Genomic DNA, 18,722 nt, shown 5'->3' with positions numbered 1-18,722 from the left:
GGCGTGTAGAGGATGCAAGAAGGGGAAGACTTGCATAACATAACAATGAAGTTTGAATAGAGCTTTGCCTCTACAGAATGAGGAAAAATAGTCGACCTAATGACTGAAGCAGAGTCCCCCTCTTTGCTTCAGTTTTTTTATTCACTTTTTTCTGAATGATTGGAAAAATGATTGATATTTTACTTAATTTTGGTTTAGAATGAAATATAAACGCTTACAATTCGTTTATATTAAAGGGGGACAGGCACGATGAGTTTTGCTTTAATCAAGATGTGGTTTGCGCTTGGTTCAATGGGGCTCATGTTTTTAGCCGTTGTAACCATTTATTTGAGTAGGTTTAAGTTGAAGAGCCGATTTCTGAAAATAACAGCCTCAACTGTCGCGTACAGCTTAATGCTCATATCAGGTATCATTGTGTTTTTAGTTGTAGTTAGCGGGCCGGTCAATGAATAAAGAAAAAGGAAGAATGTGATGATCAAAGCAAAAATCAGTGTCATACTGTTAACACTTATTTTACTTACGGGGTGCCTCTATCCAGAGAATCGCAAAGCTGAAAACCGCGTGCCATATAAAGAGCAGCTGCAAAGTGTGCAGACAGCGATTGAAGATTTTCAAAAAGCGACAAATGGCCTTTTACCGATTGAAACAAAAGAAGGCGACACACCGATTTATCAGAAGTATGTCATTGACTTTAAGCGTCTGTCACCAAGATATTTACATGATGTACCGTCGACATCTTTTGAAGGCGGGGGCGAATATATCTATGTCCTCACAGACGTCGAACAAAATCCAACGGTGAAACTGCTTGATGTCAAAATGACACAAACGATCAGTGAATTACGTCTAAGGATCAAAATATATCAAGATGAACATACATATCCGCCATATGGCAAAGTAGTATCCAAAGATTTATATACGTTAAATGAAAAAAAACTAGGGTTAAAAGCACCGCCTACAGTGACGAGCCCTGTCACGGGTGAATCACTTCCATTACTGATTTCCTCAAATGGTGAAATCTATGTTGACTATCGCAGTGATTTTGCCCAGATTTTGAAAAATACGAAACAAAAGCTGAAACCAGGTGAAAATATTCAAGATGTCTATTGGCAGGAAACCCCGTTTGTACCAGCGTTTTCTGTTCCATATACGATCAACAAAAAAGGTGAGCCGGCTTTTTTAGAAAAAAAGACGTCATAAACAAGAATGAACCTTTCTCCTCTGCATATAAATGAGGAGAAAGGTTTTTTTATGGCTAAACATACTCTCAAAACAAAAAAGGTGTCATATTCAAATAGGACAACGTCATACACATATATTGTCCTGACACCTTTCAAGCACCGTTTGATTGAAGTATAGAGTATTTTATTTGAAAACGAGGATAGCAAGTCCGGGAGGGGATCACTTGGAAAAAGTCGATATTTTCAAGGATATCGCTGAACGAACAGGAGGCGATATATATTTAGGAGTCGTTGGAGCTGTTCGTACAGGGAAATCTACGTTTATTAAAAAGTTTATGGAGCTCGTGGTGCTCCCGAATATCAATAATGAGGCAGACCGTGCAAGAGCACAGGATGAATTGCCGCAAAGCGCAGCAGGAAAAACCATTATGACCACAGAGCCAAAATTTGTGCCAAATCAAGCGGCATCCATTCACGTGAGTGACGGCCTGGATGTCAACATTAGGCTTGTCGATTGTGTAGGCTACACCGTGCCTGGTGCACGCGGATATGAAGATGAAAATGGTCCGAGAATGATTAATACTCCGTGGTATGAAGAGCCAATCCCGTTTCATGAAGCAGCGGAAATTGGTACACGCAAGGTCATTCAAGAGCATTCAACCATTGGTGTTGTGATTACAACAGATGGATCTATTGGGGAAATCCCAAGACATGACTATATTGAATCAGAAGAACGTGTCATTGACGAACTCAAAGAAGTTGGAAAGCCTTTTATTATGGTGATCAACTCTGTGAGACCTTATCACCCTGAAACAGAAGCACTGCGGCAGGAACTTAGTCAAAAATATGATATTCCTGTACTCGCGATGAGTGTCGAAAGTATGAGAGAACAAGACGTCCTCAGTGTACTTCGTGAAGCATTATATGAATTCCCAGTGCTTGAGGTGAATGTGAACCTGCCAAGCTGGGTTATGGTACTAAAAGAAGATCATTGGCTAAGAGAGAGTTATCAGGATTCAGTGAAAGAAACCGTCAAGGATATTAAGAGATTAAGAGATGTTGACCGAGTGGTAGGTCAGTTCAGTGAATTCGATTTTATCGAAAGAGCGGGCTTAGCGGGCATTGAAATGGGTCAGGGGATCGCAGAAATTGATCTGTATGCGCCGGATGATCTATATGATCATATCCTAAAAGAAGTGGTTGGTGTGGAAATTAGGGGCAAAGATCACCTTCTTGAGCTCATGCAAGATTTTGCACATGCGAAAACGGAGTATGATCAAGTGTCTGACGCTTTAAAAATGGTGAAGCAGACTGGTTATGGAATTGCGGCACCAGCTTTGTCGGATATGAGTTTAGATGAGCCGGAAATCATTAGGCAAGGATCAAGATTCGGCGTCAGATTAAAAGCAGTCGCGCCATCTATTCATATGATTAAGGTAGATGTAGAAAGTGAGTTTGCGCCGATTATCGGAACAGAAAAACAAAGTGAAGAGCTCGTCCGATACTTAATGCAAGACTTTGAGGATGATCCGCTTTCTATCTGGAATTCCGATATATTTGGACGCTCACTCAGCTCGCTTGTCAGAGAAGGCATTCAAGCAAAACTCTCGCTGATGCCGGAAAATGCAAGGTATAAACTAAAGGAAACGCTTGAACGAATTATTAACGAAGGATCAGGCGGTCTGATCGCGATTATTCTATAGGATGTGAGACCTCTCATTGATGGGGGTCTTTTTTTGCGTGCGGGTGAAGTCATAAAAAGACAATTGTATAAAGATTAGTCAGATTCAGGCTGAAATTAGGAATATTCGTTCGCAAAAGTGCCCTTAATCCTTGACGAATAAGGATTCTTCCCTTTAAAATGCTTGATATGGTATTTCATATGTGTTAATCTACTTACAGAAAATCTTCACTTTGTTGGACAAACATTCCTTCAAAGAGAAGTTTTCTAATGAAAAGCCATGTATGACGCTTTCTAGACGCTCTTTTTTTCAAAAAAAGTGTATAGAAAGAAGATGAATTGTGAAGAAATGATAACAATCTATTGAATGCATATTTTTGGGAGGAGGTGAAAGGCATGAACAAGACAGAACTTATTAACGCGGTTGCTGAAGCAAGCGAGTTATCTAAAAAAGACGCGACAAAAGCAGTTGATTCTGTTTTTGATACAATTTTAGATGCACTTAAAAATGGTGACAAAATCCAACTTATTGGTTTTGGTAACTTTGAAGTACGTGAGCGTTCAGCTCGTAAAGGACGTAACCCACAAACTGGTGCAGAGATCGAAATCCCTGCAAGCAAAGTACCTGCTTTCAAACCAGGTAAAGCACTTAAAGACGCGGTGGCAGGTAAATAATCGTTATGTGTAATGATCCTATTGAAGGAGTTATACATATACAGTTTCACACTGGTCTAGAAAAGCCCCTTTGATAAGGGGCTTTTCCTTTTGAATCAAATGGTTTGTTTAGAACGCTCTCCTTTGCTTTTAGGATCTGAAGTGTGCTAGAATCTGAATGAAATGTAATCGCCTTTGGAGGATATAATACATGAGTGAAATAAATAAAGAATTAATCGAACACGCGGTACGCGATATATTAAAAGCAATCGGAGAAGATCCAGATCGTGAGGGACTTCTTGATACCCCAAAACGAGTAGCAAAAATGTATGAAGAAGTGTTCTCGGGATTAAATGAAGATCCAAAAGAACATTTTAAAACCATTTTTGGTGAAGATCATGAAGAACTTGTTCTTGTGAAAGATATTGCTTTTCATTCAATGTGTGAACACCATCTTGTGCCATTCTATGGCAAAGCCCATGTCGCTTATATTCCGCGCGGCGGAAAAGTAACGGGACTCAGCAAGCTGGCGAGAGCAGTAGAAGCCGTGGCAAAGCGCCCGCAGCTTCAGGAGCGCATTACATCAACGATTGCAGATAGTATGGTGGAAACTTTAAATCCACATGGTGTGATGATTGTCGTTGAAGCAGAGCATATGTGTATGACGATGCGCGGAGTGAAGAAACCCGGCGCTAAAACCGTCACTTCAGCCGTACGCGGTACATTTGCAAATGATGCGGCAGCAAGAGCAGAAGTGCTTTCATTTATTAAAAACGACTAATCCATAGATGGAAGGTGAACAGATTGAGTGAAAATAAAGCATCTGATTTTGTGGTGATTAAAGCCATTGATAATGGTGTCAATGTGATCGGCTTAACTAGAGGTTCCGATACAAGATTTCACCATTCCGAAAAGCTCGATAAAGGTGAAGTCATTATCGCACAATTTACTGAGCACACATCAGCCATCAAAGTGCGGGGCGATGCTGTCATTCAAACAAGCTTCGGTGAAATTCAAAGCGAAGCAAAGAAATAACGCACGACTATGCACTTGATAGCATGAAAGTCAGGCCTGATATGGTATAATAAATCTCTATACAATGTAGAGAGCTACATATGAAACTGTAATTTTTGGGACAAGGGTGATATCTTTGCAAGACATCTACGGAATTTTATCTAATCTGAATATAAAATTAAACAAAAAGCTTTCTCATCCTTATTTGGCGAAGCATTTGCGTGCGCCGCTCATCGATGAAGATAAGCTCCTTCTTTTTCATGCAATGTTTGATGAAGCTCAAATCGATGCTGAGAAAAAAGAAAATTATATTTTAACGGCGATGCTTGTGCAAATTGCCCTTGATACCCATGACGAAGTCACAACTGCTGCAGCCATCAAACAAGACGAGTTCAAAAATCGTCAGTTGACCATCCTAGCAGGAGACTATTTCAGCGGTCTCTATTACTCTCTTCTCTCTGACATGAAAGATATTTACATGATCCGTACTCTCGCCACGGCGATCAAAGAGATTAATGAACATAAAATTAGACTATATGATCGATCCATTCAAGATGCAGCCCACTTTTATAAAAGTGTTGCTACAGTAGAATCTGCGCTATTCCAAAGAATTTCTGAGCACTTTCAATTGACGCATTGGAATGAAATTGCAAGTCGCTTCCTTGTTTATAAACGTTTTATGAAACAAGCAGAAGACGACAAACATTTAAAACTTTTTTTGAACGATAGCTATACGGACGCCTATACATGTTTTGACAACTTTGAAAGTGAAGGCTATGAAAAGGCCAAACGATCAATCAAGGAGCATCTAGTTTCATCTCCGATCGTTCAAAAAGAGCTATTAAATCGCTTGGATCATATGAAAAATGAACCTGCGTACCATCAGAAAGTGGAAGAAGGGTAAGTCATGCAGCAATCAAAAGAACAGCGAGTACACGGTGTATTTGAAAAAATTTATAAAAACTATGACCAAATGAACTCTGTCATTAGCTTTAAACAGCATAAAAAATGGCGCGATAAAACAATGAAGCTCATGAATGTTCAAAAAGGAGCCAAAGCACTAGATGTATGCTGCGGAACTGCCGATTGGACGATTGCGCTTGCAGACGCTGTTGGAGAAACAGGCGAGGTCAAAGGCCTTGACTTCAGTAAAAATATGCTGAGTGTTGGCGAAACGAAGGTGAAAACAGGCGGCTACAATCAAATTGAGCTGCTCCACGGCAATGCAATGGAGCTTCCTTTTGAGGACAACTCATTTGATTATGTCACAATCGGTTTTGGCCTTCGAAATGTCCCTGATTACTTAACAGTGCTAAAGGAAATGACACGAGTGGTAAAACCCGGTGGAATGGTTGTCTGCCTTGAAACATCACAGCCTGAGATGATTGGGTTTAAACAAGGGTATTATGTCTATTTCAAATACATCATGCCGCTCTTTGGCAAGCTGTTTGCCAAAAGCTATCAGGAGTATTCATGGCTTCAAGAATCAGCCAAAACGTTCCCTGGCATGAAAGAACTGGCGTCTCTTTTTGAAGAGGCAGGTCTGTCTGATGTCTCGTATCATCCATTTACAGGCGGTGTAGCAGCAACACATATCGGAAAGAAGCTTTGAATAAACGATATTTGGGTGAAAATAATGAAACTAAAAGCAATGATTTCTTTTCTAAATCATGATATCGATATAATTGAAAAAGAGCTTGAACAAACCGTTCGCTCTGATTATGCATTATTAAGTGAAGCCGGTCTTCATTTGCTGCAAGCGGGCGGAAAACGAATCCGCCCCGTTTTTGTTCTCCTTTCAGGCATGTTTGGTGACTATGATATTAATAAAATTAAATATGTAGCCGTAGCGCTTGAATTAATTCATATGGCATCACTTGTCCATGACGATGTCATTGATGATGCAGAACTAAGAAGAGGAAAACCGACGATTAAAGCAAAATGGGACAACAGAATTGCGATGTACACGGGGGATTACTTATTTGCAAGGTCACTCGAGTACATGACGAAAATCAATCATCCAATGGCACATGAAATTTTGTCAAAAATGGTCGTCGAGCTCTGTCTTGGGGAAATAGAACAAGTCAAAGATAAATACAACATGGACCAAAACCTTCGTACATATTTAAGAAGAATTAAACGAAAAACAGCCTTGCTTATTGCAGGTAGCTGCCAATTAGGTGCGATTGCAGCTGGAACAGATGAAAAAACACATAAAGCCCTTTACTGGTTTGGGTACTATGTTGGTATGTCGTACCAGATCATTGATGATGTCCTTGATTTTACAGCAACTGAAGAAGAATTAGGTAAACCTGTTGGCGGGGACCTTTTACAAGGAAATGTCACTCTTCCCGTTTTATACGCGCTTCAGAACCCGACGTTAGAAGGTCAGTTGAAGCTGATCAATAGTGAAACGACGGAAAAGCAGCTGAAACCTGTGATTGAACATCTCAAACAAACAGATGCGATCGACCGTTCCATTCGAGTGAGTGAAATGTATTTGAAAAAAGCATTTGAACAGCTCGATCAACTTCCGCGTGGGCGGGCTAAATCTTCATTAGCGTCGATTGCAAAATATATAGGTAAACGAAAATTCTGATCAACGTTTCGTTGATTGGTTTTTTTGTGAAATTTTTTGTCAAAAATTGATTATTATAAAAAAAAATGATACGATCACTTTGTAACAATGTAAGCCTATACATACATAACGACGGGGTGGAAAACGTATATGGACAAAACATTTCTTATGGTCAAGCCTGATGGTGTGGAAAGACAATTAATCGGTGAAATTGTGTCAAGATTCGAAAAAAAGGGGCTTCAGCTTGTTGGAGCAAAGCTCATGAGCATTCCAAAAGAAGTAGCAGAAACACATTACGGAGAGCATAAAGAAAAACCATTTTTCGGTGAATTGGTTGACTTTATTACGTCAGGACCTGTATTTGCGATGGTATGGCAAGGTGAACAAGTCGTAGACGTAACAAGGCAGATAATTGGAAAGACAAATCCGAAGGAAGCGCTTCCAGGAACAATAAGAGGCGACTATGGATTAACTGTTGGCAAAAACATTATCCATGGCTCAGACTCACCAGAAAGTGCCGAAAGAGAAATCAACCTGTTCTTCAAACAAGAAGAACTGACAAACTGGGATCAAACGATCTCAAGCTGGATTTATTAATGTTCAAGCCAAAGTGTTCATCAAATGATCACTTTGGCTTTTTTATATTGAGATTTCTATCCGAATTTTCGCATGAGATGATACAAATTTATGATAAAAACAGCTATACTAGGACAAAGATAGATGAGACAGGAGAGGACATTGATGGATCAGTATCAAGTATTTGTTGGAAAATGGAAAAAACTAACTGGGGTAGATCTGAATTTATATAAAGAAGCACAAATGAAACGAAGATTAACATCTCTTTATGATAAAAAAGGATATAAAGATTTTGAGGCATTTGCGTCTGCTCTTGAAAAGGACAAAGCGCTATTAGATGAAACGATGGATCGAATGACGATCAATGTGTCAGAATTTTACCGAAATTATCAGCGCTGGGAAGTACTTGATCAAAAAATCCTGCCGCTGCTTTCAAAAAACAGCGGCACCCTAAAAATATGGAGTGCAGCTTGCTCAACTGGAGAAGAGCCGTATACACTCTCAATGTTGCTATCAAGCCATCCGCTTGTGAAGGACTTCCAAATTATTGCAACGGATATAGATGATAAAGTCCTGCAATCTGCGCAAAAAGGAAGATATCATGAACGATCTTTGCAAGAGGTGCCAGATCAAATCAAGCAAAAATATTTCACCAAAGAAGATTCTTCATTTTACACGGTGAAGGATGAGATTCGAAAGCACATTCAATTTAAGAAACACAACCTTTTAGCAGATCCATATGAAAAACAGCTGGATCTCATCGTGTGCAGAAATGTCCTCATCTACTTTACAGAAGAGGCGAAAGAAGAAATTTACTTAAAAATGAGCAGCAGTTTAAAGCAAAACGGCGTATTATTTGTTGGTTCTACAGAACAAATTTTTCACCCAGAAAAGTTTGGATTAACCTCTGCTGATACTTTCTTTTATCAAAAGAAGGGGTAGTAGCTGACTTTTTAGTAGGAAGTGTGTTATCATAGTTTTACTTAAAAGCGTTAATGCGATGAAGGGAGAATAAGTCATGAGGTACTTAACAGCAGGTGAATCACATGGTCCACAACTGACCACAATTATTGAAGGAGTTCCAGCGGGACTTTACATAGAGCAGGATGACATCAATTATGAACTGGCTAGAAGACAAAAAGGTCATGGCCGCGGAAGAAGAATGCAGATTGAAAAAGACCAAGCGAAAGTGTTAAGTGGAGTCCGCCACGGGAAAACATTAGGTTCTCCTATTGCACTTGTTGTTGAAAATAATGATTGGAAGCACTGGACAAAGGTCATGGGTGCAGAGCCGATTACTGAAGAAGAAGAGAGTGAAATGAAGCGTCAAATCTCTCGTCCAAGACCAGGGCATGCGGATTTAAATGGTGCGATTAAATATGGTCACCGTGATATGAGAAACGTATTAGAGCGCTCATCAGCACGCGAGACAACGGTTCGTGTAGCAGCAGGTGCAGTAGCGAAACAAATTTTGGCTCACCTTGGAATCAAAGTGGCTGGTCACGTCCTTGAAATTGGTGGAGTAAAAGCTTCCCATACCGCTTATGAATCTATTGAAGATTTGCAAAAAGTAACAGAAGAATCACCTGTTCGCTGCTATGACAGTGAAGCTGGTCAAAAAATGATGGATGCCATTGACGAAGCGAAGAAAAACGGCGATTCAATTGGTGGTATTGTCGAAGTCATCGTTGAAGGGATGCCAGTTGGAGTCGGCAGCTATGTGCACTATGACCGCAAACTGGATAGCAAGCTTGCGGGTGCAGTACTTAGTATCAACGCTTTTAAAGGGGTTGAATTCGGTATTGGCTTTGAGGCGGCTTCTAAAAATGGCAGTGAAGTTCATGATGAAATCATCTGGGATGAAGAAAAAGGCTATACGAGAAAAACAAACCGTTTAGGTGGTCTTGAAGGCGGAATGTCAACTGGCATGCCAATCGTCGTAAGAGGGGTTATGAAACCAATCCCAACCTTATACAAACCATTGCAAAGCGTGGATATTGAAACAAAAGAACCTTTCTCTGCAAGTATTGAGCGTTCTGACAGCTGTGCTGTTCCAGCCGCAAGTGTTGTAGCAGAAGCAGTTGTTGCATGGGAAATCGCCAATGCAGTGGTTGAGCAGTTTGGTCTTGATCAAATTGACCGCATTAAAGAAAATGTGGACAAAATGCGCCAGCTTCAGAGGGAGTTTTAATGAAAAAACTGGAAGTGAAGACGTCTTCAGCCACTTATCCTGTATATATCGGTGATGGGATTAGACAAAATATCGTAGACTTGATTACTTCCACTGGGCGATCCTACACGAAGCTCTTCATCGTGACAGATTCAGCCGTCGATGCCCTTTATGGAGATGAAATGGTTCAATTACTTAAACAGAAATGGTCTGTACAAAAAGTAGTGGTGCCAAACGGAGAACAATCAAAATCTTTTGCGCAGTTTGAGCAGATTCATACGAAAGCCATCCAATATCAACTCGACCGATCCTCATGTATCATTGCATTAGGCGGCGGGGTGATTGGAGACTTGGCTGGCTTTGCTGCTGCCACTTATATGAGAGGCATTGATTTTATTCAAGTGCCGACCACGCTGCTTGCACATGATAGTGCAGTCGGCGGAAAAACCGGAATCAATCATCCGCTCGGCAAAAATTTAATTGGTGCGTTTCATCAACCGGCTGCTGTCATCTATGATACAAGTATGCTAGAGACACTCTCACCAATAGAGCTAAGATCAGGCTTTGCTGAGGTGATGAAACATGCACTGATTTCAAGTGAAGTCTTTTTATCAGAACTGATGTCCATTCGTTCGTTGACAGAATTATCAAAGGATGAACTGGCACATATGCTTTATCAAGGGATTCAAGTGAAAGCATCCATTGTTCAAGAAGATGAAAAAGAACAAGGTGTGCGGGCATACTTGAATTTAGGTCATACACTAGGGCATGCCATTGAAGCGGAGTATGGATACGGTGCGATCACGCATGGAGATGCCATTGCAATTGGCATGCAGTTTGCTTTATATGTCAGTGAAAAAGAGCAAGGACTCAGCCTAGATCGTGAGAAACTTAAAGTGTGGATGAAAGAACTAGGGTTCCCAGTTCAAGTCACACAAACGATTTCAACCAAAACATTTGTCGATCGCATGATTGGTGATAAGAAGGCAAGAGGCGGGAGTGTTCAGTTTGTTTTGCTAAAACAAGTTGGAGACGTCACCCTGCAATCTTTCACAAAAGATGAGCTGTATCACTGGCTCGAAGAATGGAAACGGGAGGAGGGCTGTCTATGATGTTTCGCGGGATACGCGGGGCTACAACTGTGACAGAAGATACAGAAACAGAAGTGTTAACCAAAACGAAGCAGCTGCTAGAAGCGATCATTTCAAAAAATCAAGTAGATCCAGAGCGTGTCGTGCAGATCTTGATTTCAGCTACACAAGATATTCACTCTGTTTTTCCAGCAAAAGCACTCAGGCAGTTTGAAGGATGGACCTATGTGCCTGTTACTTGTATGCAAGAGCTTGACATTGATGGAGGTCTAAAGAAGTGTATTCGCGTTTTAATGACCGTTCAGACAGATGTCAAGCAGGAAGACATCCAGCACGTATACTTGGAAGAGGCTGTCACGCTTCGGCCTGATTTACAGTTGACAAAAAACAAGGAATTATAATACGATATGAACAGCCGAAGTTTACACACAGGTGTGAACGGCATTGCAAGCTTAGAGAAGATGAGAATGAGACTAGGGTAGTTGAGATGAGTAGAGTTGAGCAGAGATACGATACTTCTATTTAATCATACTGCCTAAAAGAGCGAAGCCTCTTTTAGGCTTATTTCGTATACTCAAACAAATCCTCAAGATGTCCCCTCATTCTCCTTAATTCCATTTAAGGAGTGTGCTTATGAAATCCCAATCAAACCTTACCCAATTTTTAAGAGACAGTCAGTTTTACAAAACCATCCCGATTGTTGAAACCATTACAGTTGATACGCTCTCACCCATTCAAATTGTTGAGAAACTGAAACAGGATATTGTGTATTTGCTAGAAAGCAAAGACGAATCTTCTAGCTGGTCGAGATATTCCTTTATCGGATTACATCCTTTTTTAACATTACATGACGAGCAAGACCATTATATTGCTCGTGACGCTGCGGGAAAGACAGTGATGCAAAAAGCGGAGCTGAAAGAGTTGCTTGACTGGATGAAAGAGCAATATCAAATCAAGACACCTGAAATTGATATTCCATTTACTGGCGGAGCCGTAGGGTACTTAAGTTACGACCTCATTCCAAACATTGAGCCGTCTGTCAAGCCGCATCCGAATGCATCAACAACAGATAATTGCACATTATTTGTTTGCCAAACAATGGTTGCATTTGATCACGAAACAAACCAAGTTCATTTTATTCAGTACACGCAGCTGAACGGTCATGAAACAGAGGAAGAAAAAATTCTGGTTTATCGAGAAAATCAAAAGCAGCTTGAACTGATGGTACAGCAGCTTCATACAAAAATTGATATGAAAGAACTGATTATCTCAGGGAATATGAATGAACCCCCTTCGTTTGAACAGGTGACGTCTACCTATGAAAAAGCAAAATTTTTAAAGGATGTCGAAAAAATCAAGGAGTATATTCGAGCGGGTGATATCTTCCAGGGTGTACTTTCTCAGCGTTTTGACATTCCAGTGACAGTGAGCTCATTTGAATTATATCGTGTGCTTCGGATCGTCAATCCATCACCGTATATGTATTTTATGAAATTAAAAGATCGAGACTTAGTCGGAAGCTCGCCAGAACGATTAATCCATGCGAAAAACGGCCACTTAGAAATCCATCCAATTGCTGGTACAAGAAAACGAGGAATGACAAAAGAAGAAGATGATGCACTAGCAAGAGAGTTGCTCGATGATGAAAAAGAAAAAGCAGAACATTACATGCTGGTGGATCTGGCTCGAAATGATGTGGGACGTGTGGCAGAATACGGCAGTGTGTCTGTCCCAACTTTTACAAAAGTCGTAAATTTTTCGCACGTCATGCACATTATTTCTATTGTGACAGGGAAGTTGAAGCAGGATACACATCCAGTAGACGCACTTATGTCCGCTTTCCCAGCAGGCACATTGACAGGCGCCCCCAAAATTAGGGCGATGCAATTATTAAACGAAATGGAGCCTGAGCCAAGAGAGACGTATGGCGGCTGTATTGCCTATATTGGTTTCGACGGCAATATCGATTCCTGTATTACCATTCGCACAATGAGCGTCAAACATCAGACTGCTTCTATACAAGCAGGCGCCGGCATTGTCGCTGATTCCGTTCCAGAAAACGAATGGGAAGAGACATGTAATAAGGCAGGAGCACTTCTAAAAGCCATTCAGCTTGCTGAACATATTTTCTCAGAAAAGGAGAGTGTGCCAAATGAATCAACGACTATCAGCTCTTGTTAATGGAGGAAAACTATCAGAAAAAGAAGCGAATGACCTGATGCATGATATGATGAGCGGCTCGTTAACAGATGCTGAAGTCGCTGCTAGTCTATCTATTTTAGCGCATCGAGGAGAAACCGCCGAAGAAATGACAGGCTTTGTGAAAGCCATGAGGCAGCATGCAGCACCAGTAGAAAGGTCACTTGATGTCGTTGATACGTGCGGGACAGGAGGCGACGGTTTATCAACATTTAATATATCAACAGCCGCTGCCATCGTTGCTTCGGCTGCTGGGGCGAAAATCGCCAAGCACGGAAATCGTTCCGTCTCCTCTAAAAGCGGGAGTGCTGACGTGCTAGAATGTCTTGGTATTCAAATTCAATCCACACCTGAAGAAACAAGACGGCAAATACAGCAGAAAAACATGGGCTTTTTATTTGCACCGCTCTATCATTCTTCTATGAAACAAGTAGCCGCCGTACGCAAGCAGCTCGGATTTCGGACGGTATTTAACTTATTAGGACCGCTTTGCCACCCGATGCAGGCCAAAAAGCAAATCATCGGTGTGTATGCAAAGGAAAAGGCAAAGCTCATGGCGAAAGCTCTTGCTCCTTTAGAGCCAGAACATGTCCTGTTTGTTTGCGGAGATGATGGGCTGGATGAATTAACCATTACAGCAAATTCATACATCATTGAACTCAAAAAAGGTGTCATGACAGAATATACGTTAAACCCAGAAGACTTCGGACTTGAAAAAGGGCATTTATCAGACATTCAGGTTCAATCACCAGAAGAAAGCGCCAAATTGATTCAGAATATATTGAATTATCAAGCGGGTGGAGCACCGCTTCATATTACAGCGCTTAATGCTGGGGCCGCATTATATGTGGCAGGAAAAGCAGAGAGTCTGATGGCAGGCACAATGAAAGCATTAGAAACGATCAAAAACGGATCAGCTAAAGAACAATTAGCCCGTCTAAAACAAAAAACGAAAGAGGAAGAGATCTATGCTTAATCAAATTATCGCCCGTAAAAAAGAACATGTGCAAACCTTGCAATTACCTGAGGAAGGACATTATGAAAGACAATCATTTAAAGAAGCCCTTATGAATCCTCACCGCTCGATCGGACTGATTGCTGAGGTGAAAAAAGCGTCTCCTTCCAAAGGAATCATTCAGCCTCATTTTGATCCTTTACAGACAGCAAAAGCATACGAAGCATCAAATGCAGATTGTTTATCTGTCTTAACGGATGAACCGTTTTTCCAAGGGAAAAACGAATATTTGTCTCTTATTAAAGAACACATCACACGTCCTATTTTAAGAAAAGATTTCATTATTGACTCTATACAAGTAGAAGAATCGAAACGGATAGGGGCAGATGCCATTTTATTAATTGGAGAGGTGCTTGAGCCGCAAAAGCTGTATGAGCTCTATACAGAAGCGAAAGAAAAAGGACTGGATGTCCTCGTTGAAGTACATGCAGCACATACACTAGAAAAGATTTTACACCTATTCACCCCTGAGATTATCGGTGTGAACAACCGGAATCTCAATACGTTTACAACAACTGTTGAACAAACAAAAGAGATTGCGCCACTTGTTCCAAAAGACGTATTACTAGTAAGTGAAAGCGGGATAAAGACATTTGATGATCTGACCTTTGTGAAACAGCACGGAGCAAATGCCGTTCTTGTTGGTGAATCTTTAATGAGGGAACAATCACAGGAGAAAGCCGTTCAGGCATTGTTCGGAGAATGAAGAAAAGTAAGCCTTACTTAAAATATTGCGGGGCTGTCTCACAAGAGGATGTCGCATGCATCTCGCAATCCCAAGCGGATGCCATCGGTTTTATTTTTGCGCCGAGTAAAAGACGAGTTGATCCAGATCAAGTGAAACACTGGCTGTCACAAGTAAAATGCAAAAAAGAGATAGTGGGGGTATTTGTGAATGAAAAAACACCAAAAGTGTGCGAGATCACAAACAACCTCCCCTTAGATATTGTGCAGCTTCATGGCGATGAGACGCCAGAAGTTGCAAATGACATCAAACAGCAAACGAAGGCGCTCGTTTGGAAAGTGTTCCATCACGAGCCTGATGTAAACGACACACTTGAACATATGACGGCATTTGCTCCAAGTGTCGACGGTTTTCTCATTGATGCGAAAGTAAAAGGAATGAGAGGCGGTTCTGGAACAGCTTTTGCATGGGAGGCGGTGCCTTCATATGTTCAGCATGCAAAACAACTGGGGAAAACTTGCGCCATTGCTGGCGGGATCACGCCAGACACCATAATAGATCTGCTTGCTTTTGGTCCAGACGCCATAGACCTTTCAAGCGGTATAGAAGAAAACGGAAAGAAAAGCAGTACAAAGATGAAAGTGCTCGAAGAAAGGATGTTGAACCATGTACGCATATCCAAATGAGATTGGCAGATATGGAGAATTTGGAGGGAAATTCGTTCCTGAAACGCTCATGCAGCCACTAGAAGAGATCGAACAAGCTTTTCGTGAATTAAAAGAAGACCCTGCTTTTCAAAAGGAATATATATCGCTTTTGAAAAACTATTCAGGCAGACCAACTGCACTCACATACGCTGATCAATTATCGGCATATCTCGGCGGTGCTAAAATCTATTTAAAAAGAGAAGATTTAAACCATACAGGCGCTCATAAAATTAACAATGCGCTTGGGCAGGCACTGCTAGCGAAAAAAATGGGGAAATCAAATATCATCGCCGAAACAGGAGCAGGTCAGCACGGTGTAGCTGCTGCAACGGTGGCCGCAAAATTCGGTTTATCCTGCACTGTATTTATGGGAAAAGAAGATGTGGAAAGACAATCACTCAATGTGTTCCGAATGAAACTGCTCGGCGCTGAAGTCATACCTGTCACAAGCGGGAACGGAACATTAAAGGATGCAACCAATGAAGCCATCCGCTATTGGGTCCAGCATTGCAGTGACCACTTTTATATGATCGGCTCAGTCGTTGGACCTCATCCGTATCCTCAAATCGTCAGTGAATTTCAGCGGATGATCGGAGATGAGGCAAAAGCCCAGATACTTGAAAAGGAAGGGCAGCTTCCTCATAAAGTCGTTGCCTGTGTTGGCGGCGGGAGCAATGCGATAGGAATGTACCGGGCGTTCTTAGATGAAGAAGTCGATATCATTGGTGTAGAAGCTGCTGGGAAAGGAATCGACACTCCGCTTCATGCAGCGACCATCACGAAAGGGACAAAAGGTGTCATACATGGATCTTTGACATACTTGATCCAAGACGAATTTGGTCAAATTATTGAGCCTTATTCGATTTCAGCTGGATTAGACTATCCGGGGATCGGACCAGAGCATGCGTATTTGCATGCGAGCGGCCGGGTTCAATATGTGAGTGCGACAGATCAAGAAGCACTAGATGCGTTAAAGCTGCTCACAGAAAAAGAAGGAATCCTGCCAGCGATCGAATCTGCACATGCTTTAGCTAAAGCGTTTGAAATGAGCCAGAACATGAGGGAAGACGACATTGTTCTTGTCTGCTTGTCAGGCAGAGGAGATAAGGACGTGCATACATTAATGAATGTGCTTGAAAGTGAGGGTGAAACAAAATGATCACATTTCAATTAGAGCAAGGTCAGAAATTATTTATTCCATTTATTACAGCGGGTGATCCATCAGAAGAGATCACCATTGATTTAGCCCTCGCGCTTCAAGCAGCAGGGGCACATGCGATTGAACTAGGTGTTCCGTATTCCGATCCGTTAGCGGACGGCCCCGTCATTCAAAGAGCTTCTAAAAGAGCACTTCATCATGGTATGAATATCGTAAAAGCGATAGAATTAGCAGGAAAGATGAAAAAAAACGGCGTAAAAATTCCTGTAATTCTATTTACGTATTATAATCCTGTGTTACAATTAGACACAGAATACTTTTTCGCTTTACTGCGCAAAAATCATATTTCGGGACTCTTAACACCCGACTTGCCTTTTGAAGAGAGCAGCGAGCTGCAGAAGAACTGTCAAGCACACGACATTTCATATATATCACTCGTTGCACCAACAAGCAAGGAACGATTAGAAAAAATTGTAGAGCAGGCAGAAGGTTTTGTGTATTGTGTTTCATCTCTCGGCGTCACAGGTGTTAGACAATCTTTCGACGCATCGATTACAGATTTTATTCAACAAGTGAAACAGTTGAGTCAAATACCAGTTGCTGTAGGTTTTGGTATTTCAACAAGAGAACAAGTAGACTCAATGAATAAAATGAGTGATGGTGTCGTTGTCGGCAGTGCGCTTGTCAAAAAAATTGAAGAGCTTCAAGAACAATTAGTAGCAAGTGATACACGCCAAGAGGCTTTAAGAGAATTTGAAACATATGCAAAAACATTTAGTCCCCTCTATTCATTCAAATGAGGTGAAACATTTTGCAAATCAAAGATCAATTAAAACAGCTAAAACCGTATCAACCTGGGAAACCAATTGAAGAGGTCAAAAAAGAATATCAATTAGACAAAATTGTGAAATTGGCTTCAAATGAAAACCCTTTTGGATGTTCTACACATGCAAGAGAGGCCATACAAGCTGAACTTGAACATTTAGCGATTTATCCAGACGGATACAGCGCAAGTTTAAGAACGGAACTGGCTGATTTTCTTCAAGTAAATGAAAAACAATTAATATTCGGGAATGGCTCAGATGAACTTGTGCAAATTATTGCTAGGGCATTCCTTGATCAACATACAAATACGGTGATCCCATCTCCGTCATTCCCGCAATACCGTCACAATGCAGTGATTGAGCATGCAGAGATTAGAGAAGTACCACTTCTAAATGGTGGAGCTCATGATCTAAAGGGAATGCTGGATGCGATGGATGACAACACAAAAGTCGTTTGGGTGTGTAACCCGAACAATCCGACAGGAAATCATTTGTCAGAATCTGAGCTCGTATCGTTTTTAGATCAAGTGCCTGCTCACGTGCTTGTCGTTCTAGATGAAGCATATTTTGAATATGTTCGCGCGGAAGACTTTCCGAACAGTTTATCTCTATTAAAAGCCTATCAAAATGTCATTGTACTGCGCACGTTCTCTAAAGCATATGGACTTGCGGCACTTCGAGTAGGTTATGGGGTTGCCTCAGAGGAGTTGATTACCGCCATTGAACCTGCGAGAGAGCCCTTTAATACAAGTCGTATCGCTCAGGCAGCTGCACGTGCAGCCATTAAAGATCAAGACTTCATTCAATCGTGCAGACAAAAAAATGAAGCAGGTCTTAAACAATATCAAGAATTTGCAGACCGTTTTGGATTGTTTATCTATCCATCTCAAACAAACTTTGTGCTGATTGATTTTAAAAGAGACGCAGATGAGCTGTTCAATGCACTTTTGAAAAAGGGCTATATCGTTCGATCTGGTCAAGCTCTCGGATTCCCAACTTCTTTACGTATTACTGTTGGAACAAAGGAGCAAAATGAAGAAATCCTAACTACACTTGCCGATTTATTACAAGGCATTCGTGCGTAGCATAACAATGAAGTCATATCCTGTTTATGGGATATGGCTTTCGTTGTAACTCATCCAATATACATATAAGCTATTGAAACAGCTTGTTTAATTTACGCGAAAAATC

At 41.1% G+C, this 18,722-nt stretch carries 21 protein-coding genes; all 21 read left to right on the top strand.

Going from position 1 to position 18,722, the window contains the following annotated elements; genetic code table 11:
- Window positions 1-249: 249 nt before the first annotated feature.
- The gene (locus NSQ17_RS10620) at window positions 250-453 is read left to right on the top strand and encodes a DUF2768 domain-containing protein (RefSeq protein WP_024718503.1); all 204 of its coding nucleotides are present in this window, start codon (window positions 250-252) and stop codon (window positions 451-453) included.
- 18 nt (window positions 454-471) lie between these two features.
- Window positions 472-1,197, top strand: a complete 726-nt coding sequence (locus NSQ17_RS10615) for a hypothetical protein (protein ID WP_342467421.1) — start codon at window positions 472-474, stop codon at window positions 1,195-1,197.
- Between the two features lie 205 nt (window positions 1,198-1,402).
- The gene (gene spoIVA / locus NSQ17_RS10610; protein ID WP_008344534.1) at window positions 1,403-2,881 is read left to right on the top strand and encodes a stage IV sporulation protein A; all 1,479 of its coding nucleotides are present in this window, start codon (window positions 1,403-1,405) and stop codon (window positions 2,879-2,881) included.
- Between the two features lie 374 nt (window positions 2,882-3,255).
- Window positions 3,256-3,534: a non-specific DNA-binding protein Hbs gene (gene hbs / locus NSQ17_RS10605; RefSeq protein WP_003215863.1), complete on the top strand. Its 279-nt coding sequence runs from the start codon at window positions 3,256-3,258 to the stop codon at window positions 3,532-3,534.
- A gap of 190 nt (window positions 3,535-3,724) precedes the next feature.
- Complete coding sequence (folE, locus tag NSQ17_RS10600) at window positions 3,725-4,294, top strand: GTP cyclohydrolase I FolE (RefSeq protein WP_003215789.1); 570 nt, start codon at window positions 3,725-3,727, stop codon at window positions 4,292-4,294.
- Between the two features lie 23 nt (window positions 4,295-4,317).
- The gene (gene mtrB, locus NSQ17_RS10595) at window positions 4,318-4,548 is read left to right on the top strand and encodes a trp RNA-binding attenuation protein MtrB (RefSeq protein WP_008344541.1); all 231 of its coding nucleotides are present in this window, start codon (window positions 4,318-4,320) and stop codon (window positions 4,546-4,548) included.
- Window positions 4,549-4,663: 115 nt separating this feature from the next.
- Window positions 4,664-5,431, top strand: coding sequence for a heptaprenyl diphosphate synthase component 1 (locus NSQ17_RS10590; RefSeq protein ID WP_024718505.1), 768 nt, complete (start codon window positions 4,664-4,666; stop codon window positions 5,429-5,431).
- A gap of 3 nt (window positions 5,432-5,434) precedes the next feature.
- Window positions 5,435-6,139: a demethylmenaquinone methyltransferase gene (locus NSQ17_RS10585; protein WP_007500957.1), complete on the top strand. Its 705-nt coding sequence runs from the start codon at window positions 5,435-5,437 to the stop codon at window positions 6,137-6,139.
- A gap of 24 nt (window positions 6,140-6,163) precedes the next feature.
- Window positions 6,164-7,126: a heptaprenyl diphosphate synthase component II gene (hepT, locus tag NSQ17_RS10580; protein ID WP_024718506.1), complete on the top strand. Its 963-nt coding sequence runs from the start codon at window positions 6,164-6,166 to the stop codon at window positions 7,124-7,126.
- 129 nt (window positions 7,127-7,255) lie between these two features.
- Complete coding sequence (gene ndk / locus NSQ17_RS10575; protein ID WP_003216015.1) at window positions 7,256-7,702, top strand: nucleoside-diphosphate kinase; 447 nt, start codon at window positions 7,256-7,258, stop codon at window positions 7,700-7,702.
- A gap of 144 nt (window positions 7,703-7,846) precedes the next feature.
- Complete coding sequence (locus NSQ17_RS10570; protein WP_008344547.1) at window positions 7,847-8,623, top strand: protein-glutamate O-methyltransferase CheR; 777 nt, start codon at window positions 7,847-7,849, stop codon at window positions 8,621-8,623.
- A 76-nt stretch (window positions 8,624-8,699) separates the two neighbouring features.
- Window positions 8,700-9,872, top strand: a complete 1,173-nt coding sequence (gene aroC, locus NSQ17_RS10565) for a chorismate synthase (protein WP_007500947.1) — start codon at window positions 8,700-8,702, stop codon at window positions 9,870-9,872.
- Window positions 9,872-10,963 carry a 3-dehydroquinate synthase gene (gene aroB / locus NSQ17_RS10560; RefSeq protein WP_160757561.1) on the top strand — a complete coding sequence of 364 codons (1,092 nt, stop codon included), beginning with the start codon at window positions 9,872-9,874 and terminating at the stop codon, window positions 10,961-10,963. Before aroC ends, aroB begins: the two co-directional genes overlap by 1 nt.
- Entirely contained in the window at window positions 10,960-11,343 is a 384-nt protein-coding gene (gene aroH / locus NSQ17_RS10555) for a chorismate mutase (RefSeq protein WP_008344549.1), read from the top strand. Before aroB ends, aroH begins: the two co-directional genes overlap by 4 nt.
- Before the next feature lie 232 nt (window positions 11,344-11,575).
- Complete coding sequence (gene trpE, locus NSQ17_RS10550) at window positions 11,576-13,123, top strand: anthranilate synthase component I (RefSeq protein WP_342467419.1); 1,548 nt, start codon at window positions 11,576-11,578, stop codon at window positions 13,121-13,123.
- Window positions 13,095-14,117, top strand: coding sequence for an anthranilate phosphoribosyltransferase (gene trpD / locus NSQ17_RS10545; RefSeq protein WP_047945942.1), 1,023 nt, complete (start codon window positions 13,095-13,097; stop codon window positions 14,115-14,117). The genes trpE and trpD overlap by 29 nt, the downstream gene beginning before the upstream one ends.
- On the top strand, window positions 14,110-14,862 hold the full coding sequence (trpC, locus tag NSQ17_RS10540) for an indole-3-glycerol phosphate synthase TrpC (RefSeq protein WP_024718509.1): 753 nt from the start codon (window positions 14,110-14,112) through the stop codon (window positions 14,860-14,862). Before trpD ends, trpC begins: the two co-directional genes overlap by 8 nt.
- Complete coding sequence (locus tag NSQ17_RS10535; RefSeq protein ID WP_342467418.1) at window positions 14,859-15,527, top strand: phosphoribosylanthranilate isomerase; 669 nt, start codon at window positions 14,859-14,861, stop codon at window positions 15,525-15,527. The genes trpC and NSQ17_RS10535 overlap by 4 nt, the downstream gene beginning before the upstream one ends.
- On the top strand, window positions 15,508-16,707 hold the full coding sequence (gene trpB, locus NSQ17_RS10530; RefSeq protein ID WP_142155373.1) for a tryptophan synthase subunit beta: 1,200 nt from the start codon (window positions 15,508-15,510) through the stop codon (window positions 16,705-16,707). Before NSQ17_RS10535 ends, trpB begins: the two co-directional genes overlap by 20 nt.
- Complete coding sequence (gene trpA, locus NSQ17_RS10525) at window positions 16,704-17,507, top strand: tryptophan synthase subunit alpha (RefSeq protein ID WP_017359752.1); 804 nt, start codon at window positions 16,704-16,706, stop codon at window positions 17,505-17,507. Before trpB ends, trpA begins: the two co-directional genes overlap by 4 nt.
- Window positions 17,508-17,518: 11 nt before the next feature.
- Complete coding sequence (hisC, locus tag NSQ17_RS10520) at window positions 17,519-18,616, top strand: histidinol-phosphate transaminase (RefSeq protein ID WP_342467417.1); 1,098 nt, start codon at window positions 17,519-17,521, stop codon at window positions 18,614-18,616.
- Window positions 18,617-18,722 lie beyond the last annotated feature (106 nt).

It is taken from the genome of Bacillus sp. FSL W8-0629 (genome assembly GCF_038593225.1).
GTDB lineage: Bacteria > Bacillota > Bacilli > Bacillales > Bacillaceae > Bacillus > Bacillus altitudinis.
The sequence above is the reverse complement of the archived record's forward strand: the minus strand, read 5'-3'. Positions and strand labels throughout refer to the sequence as shown.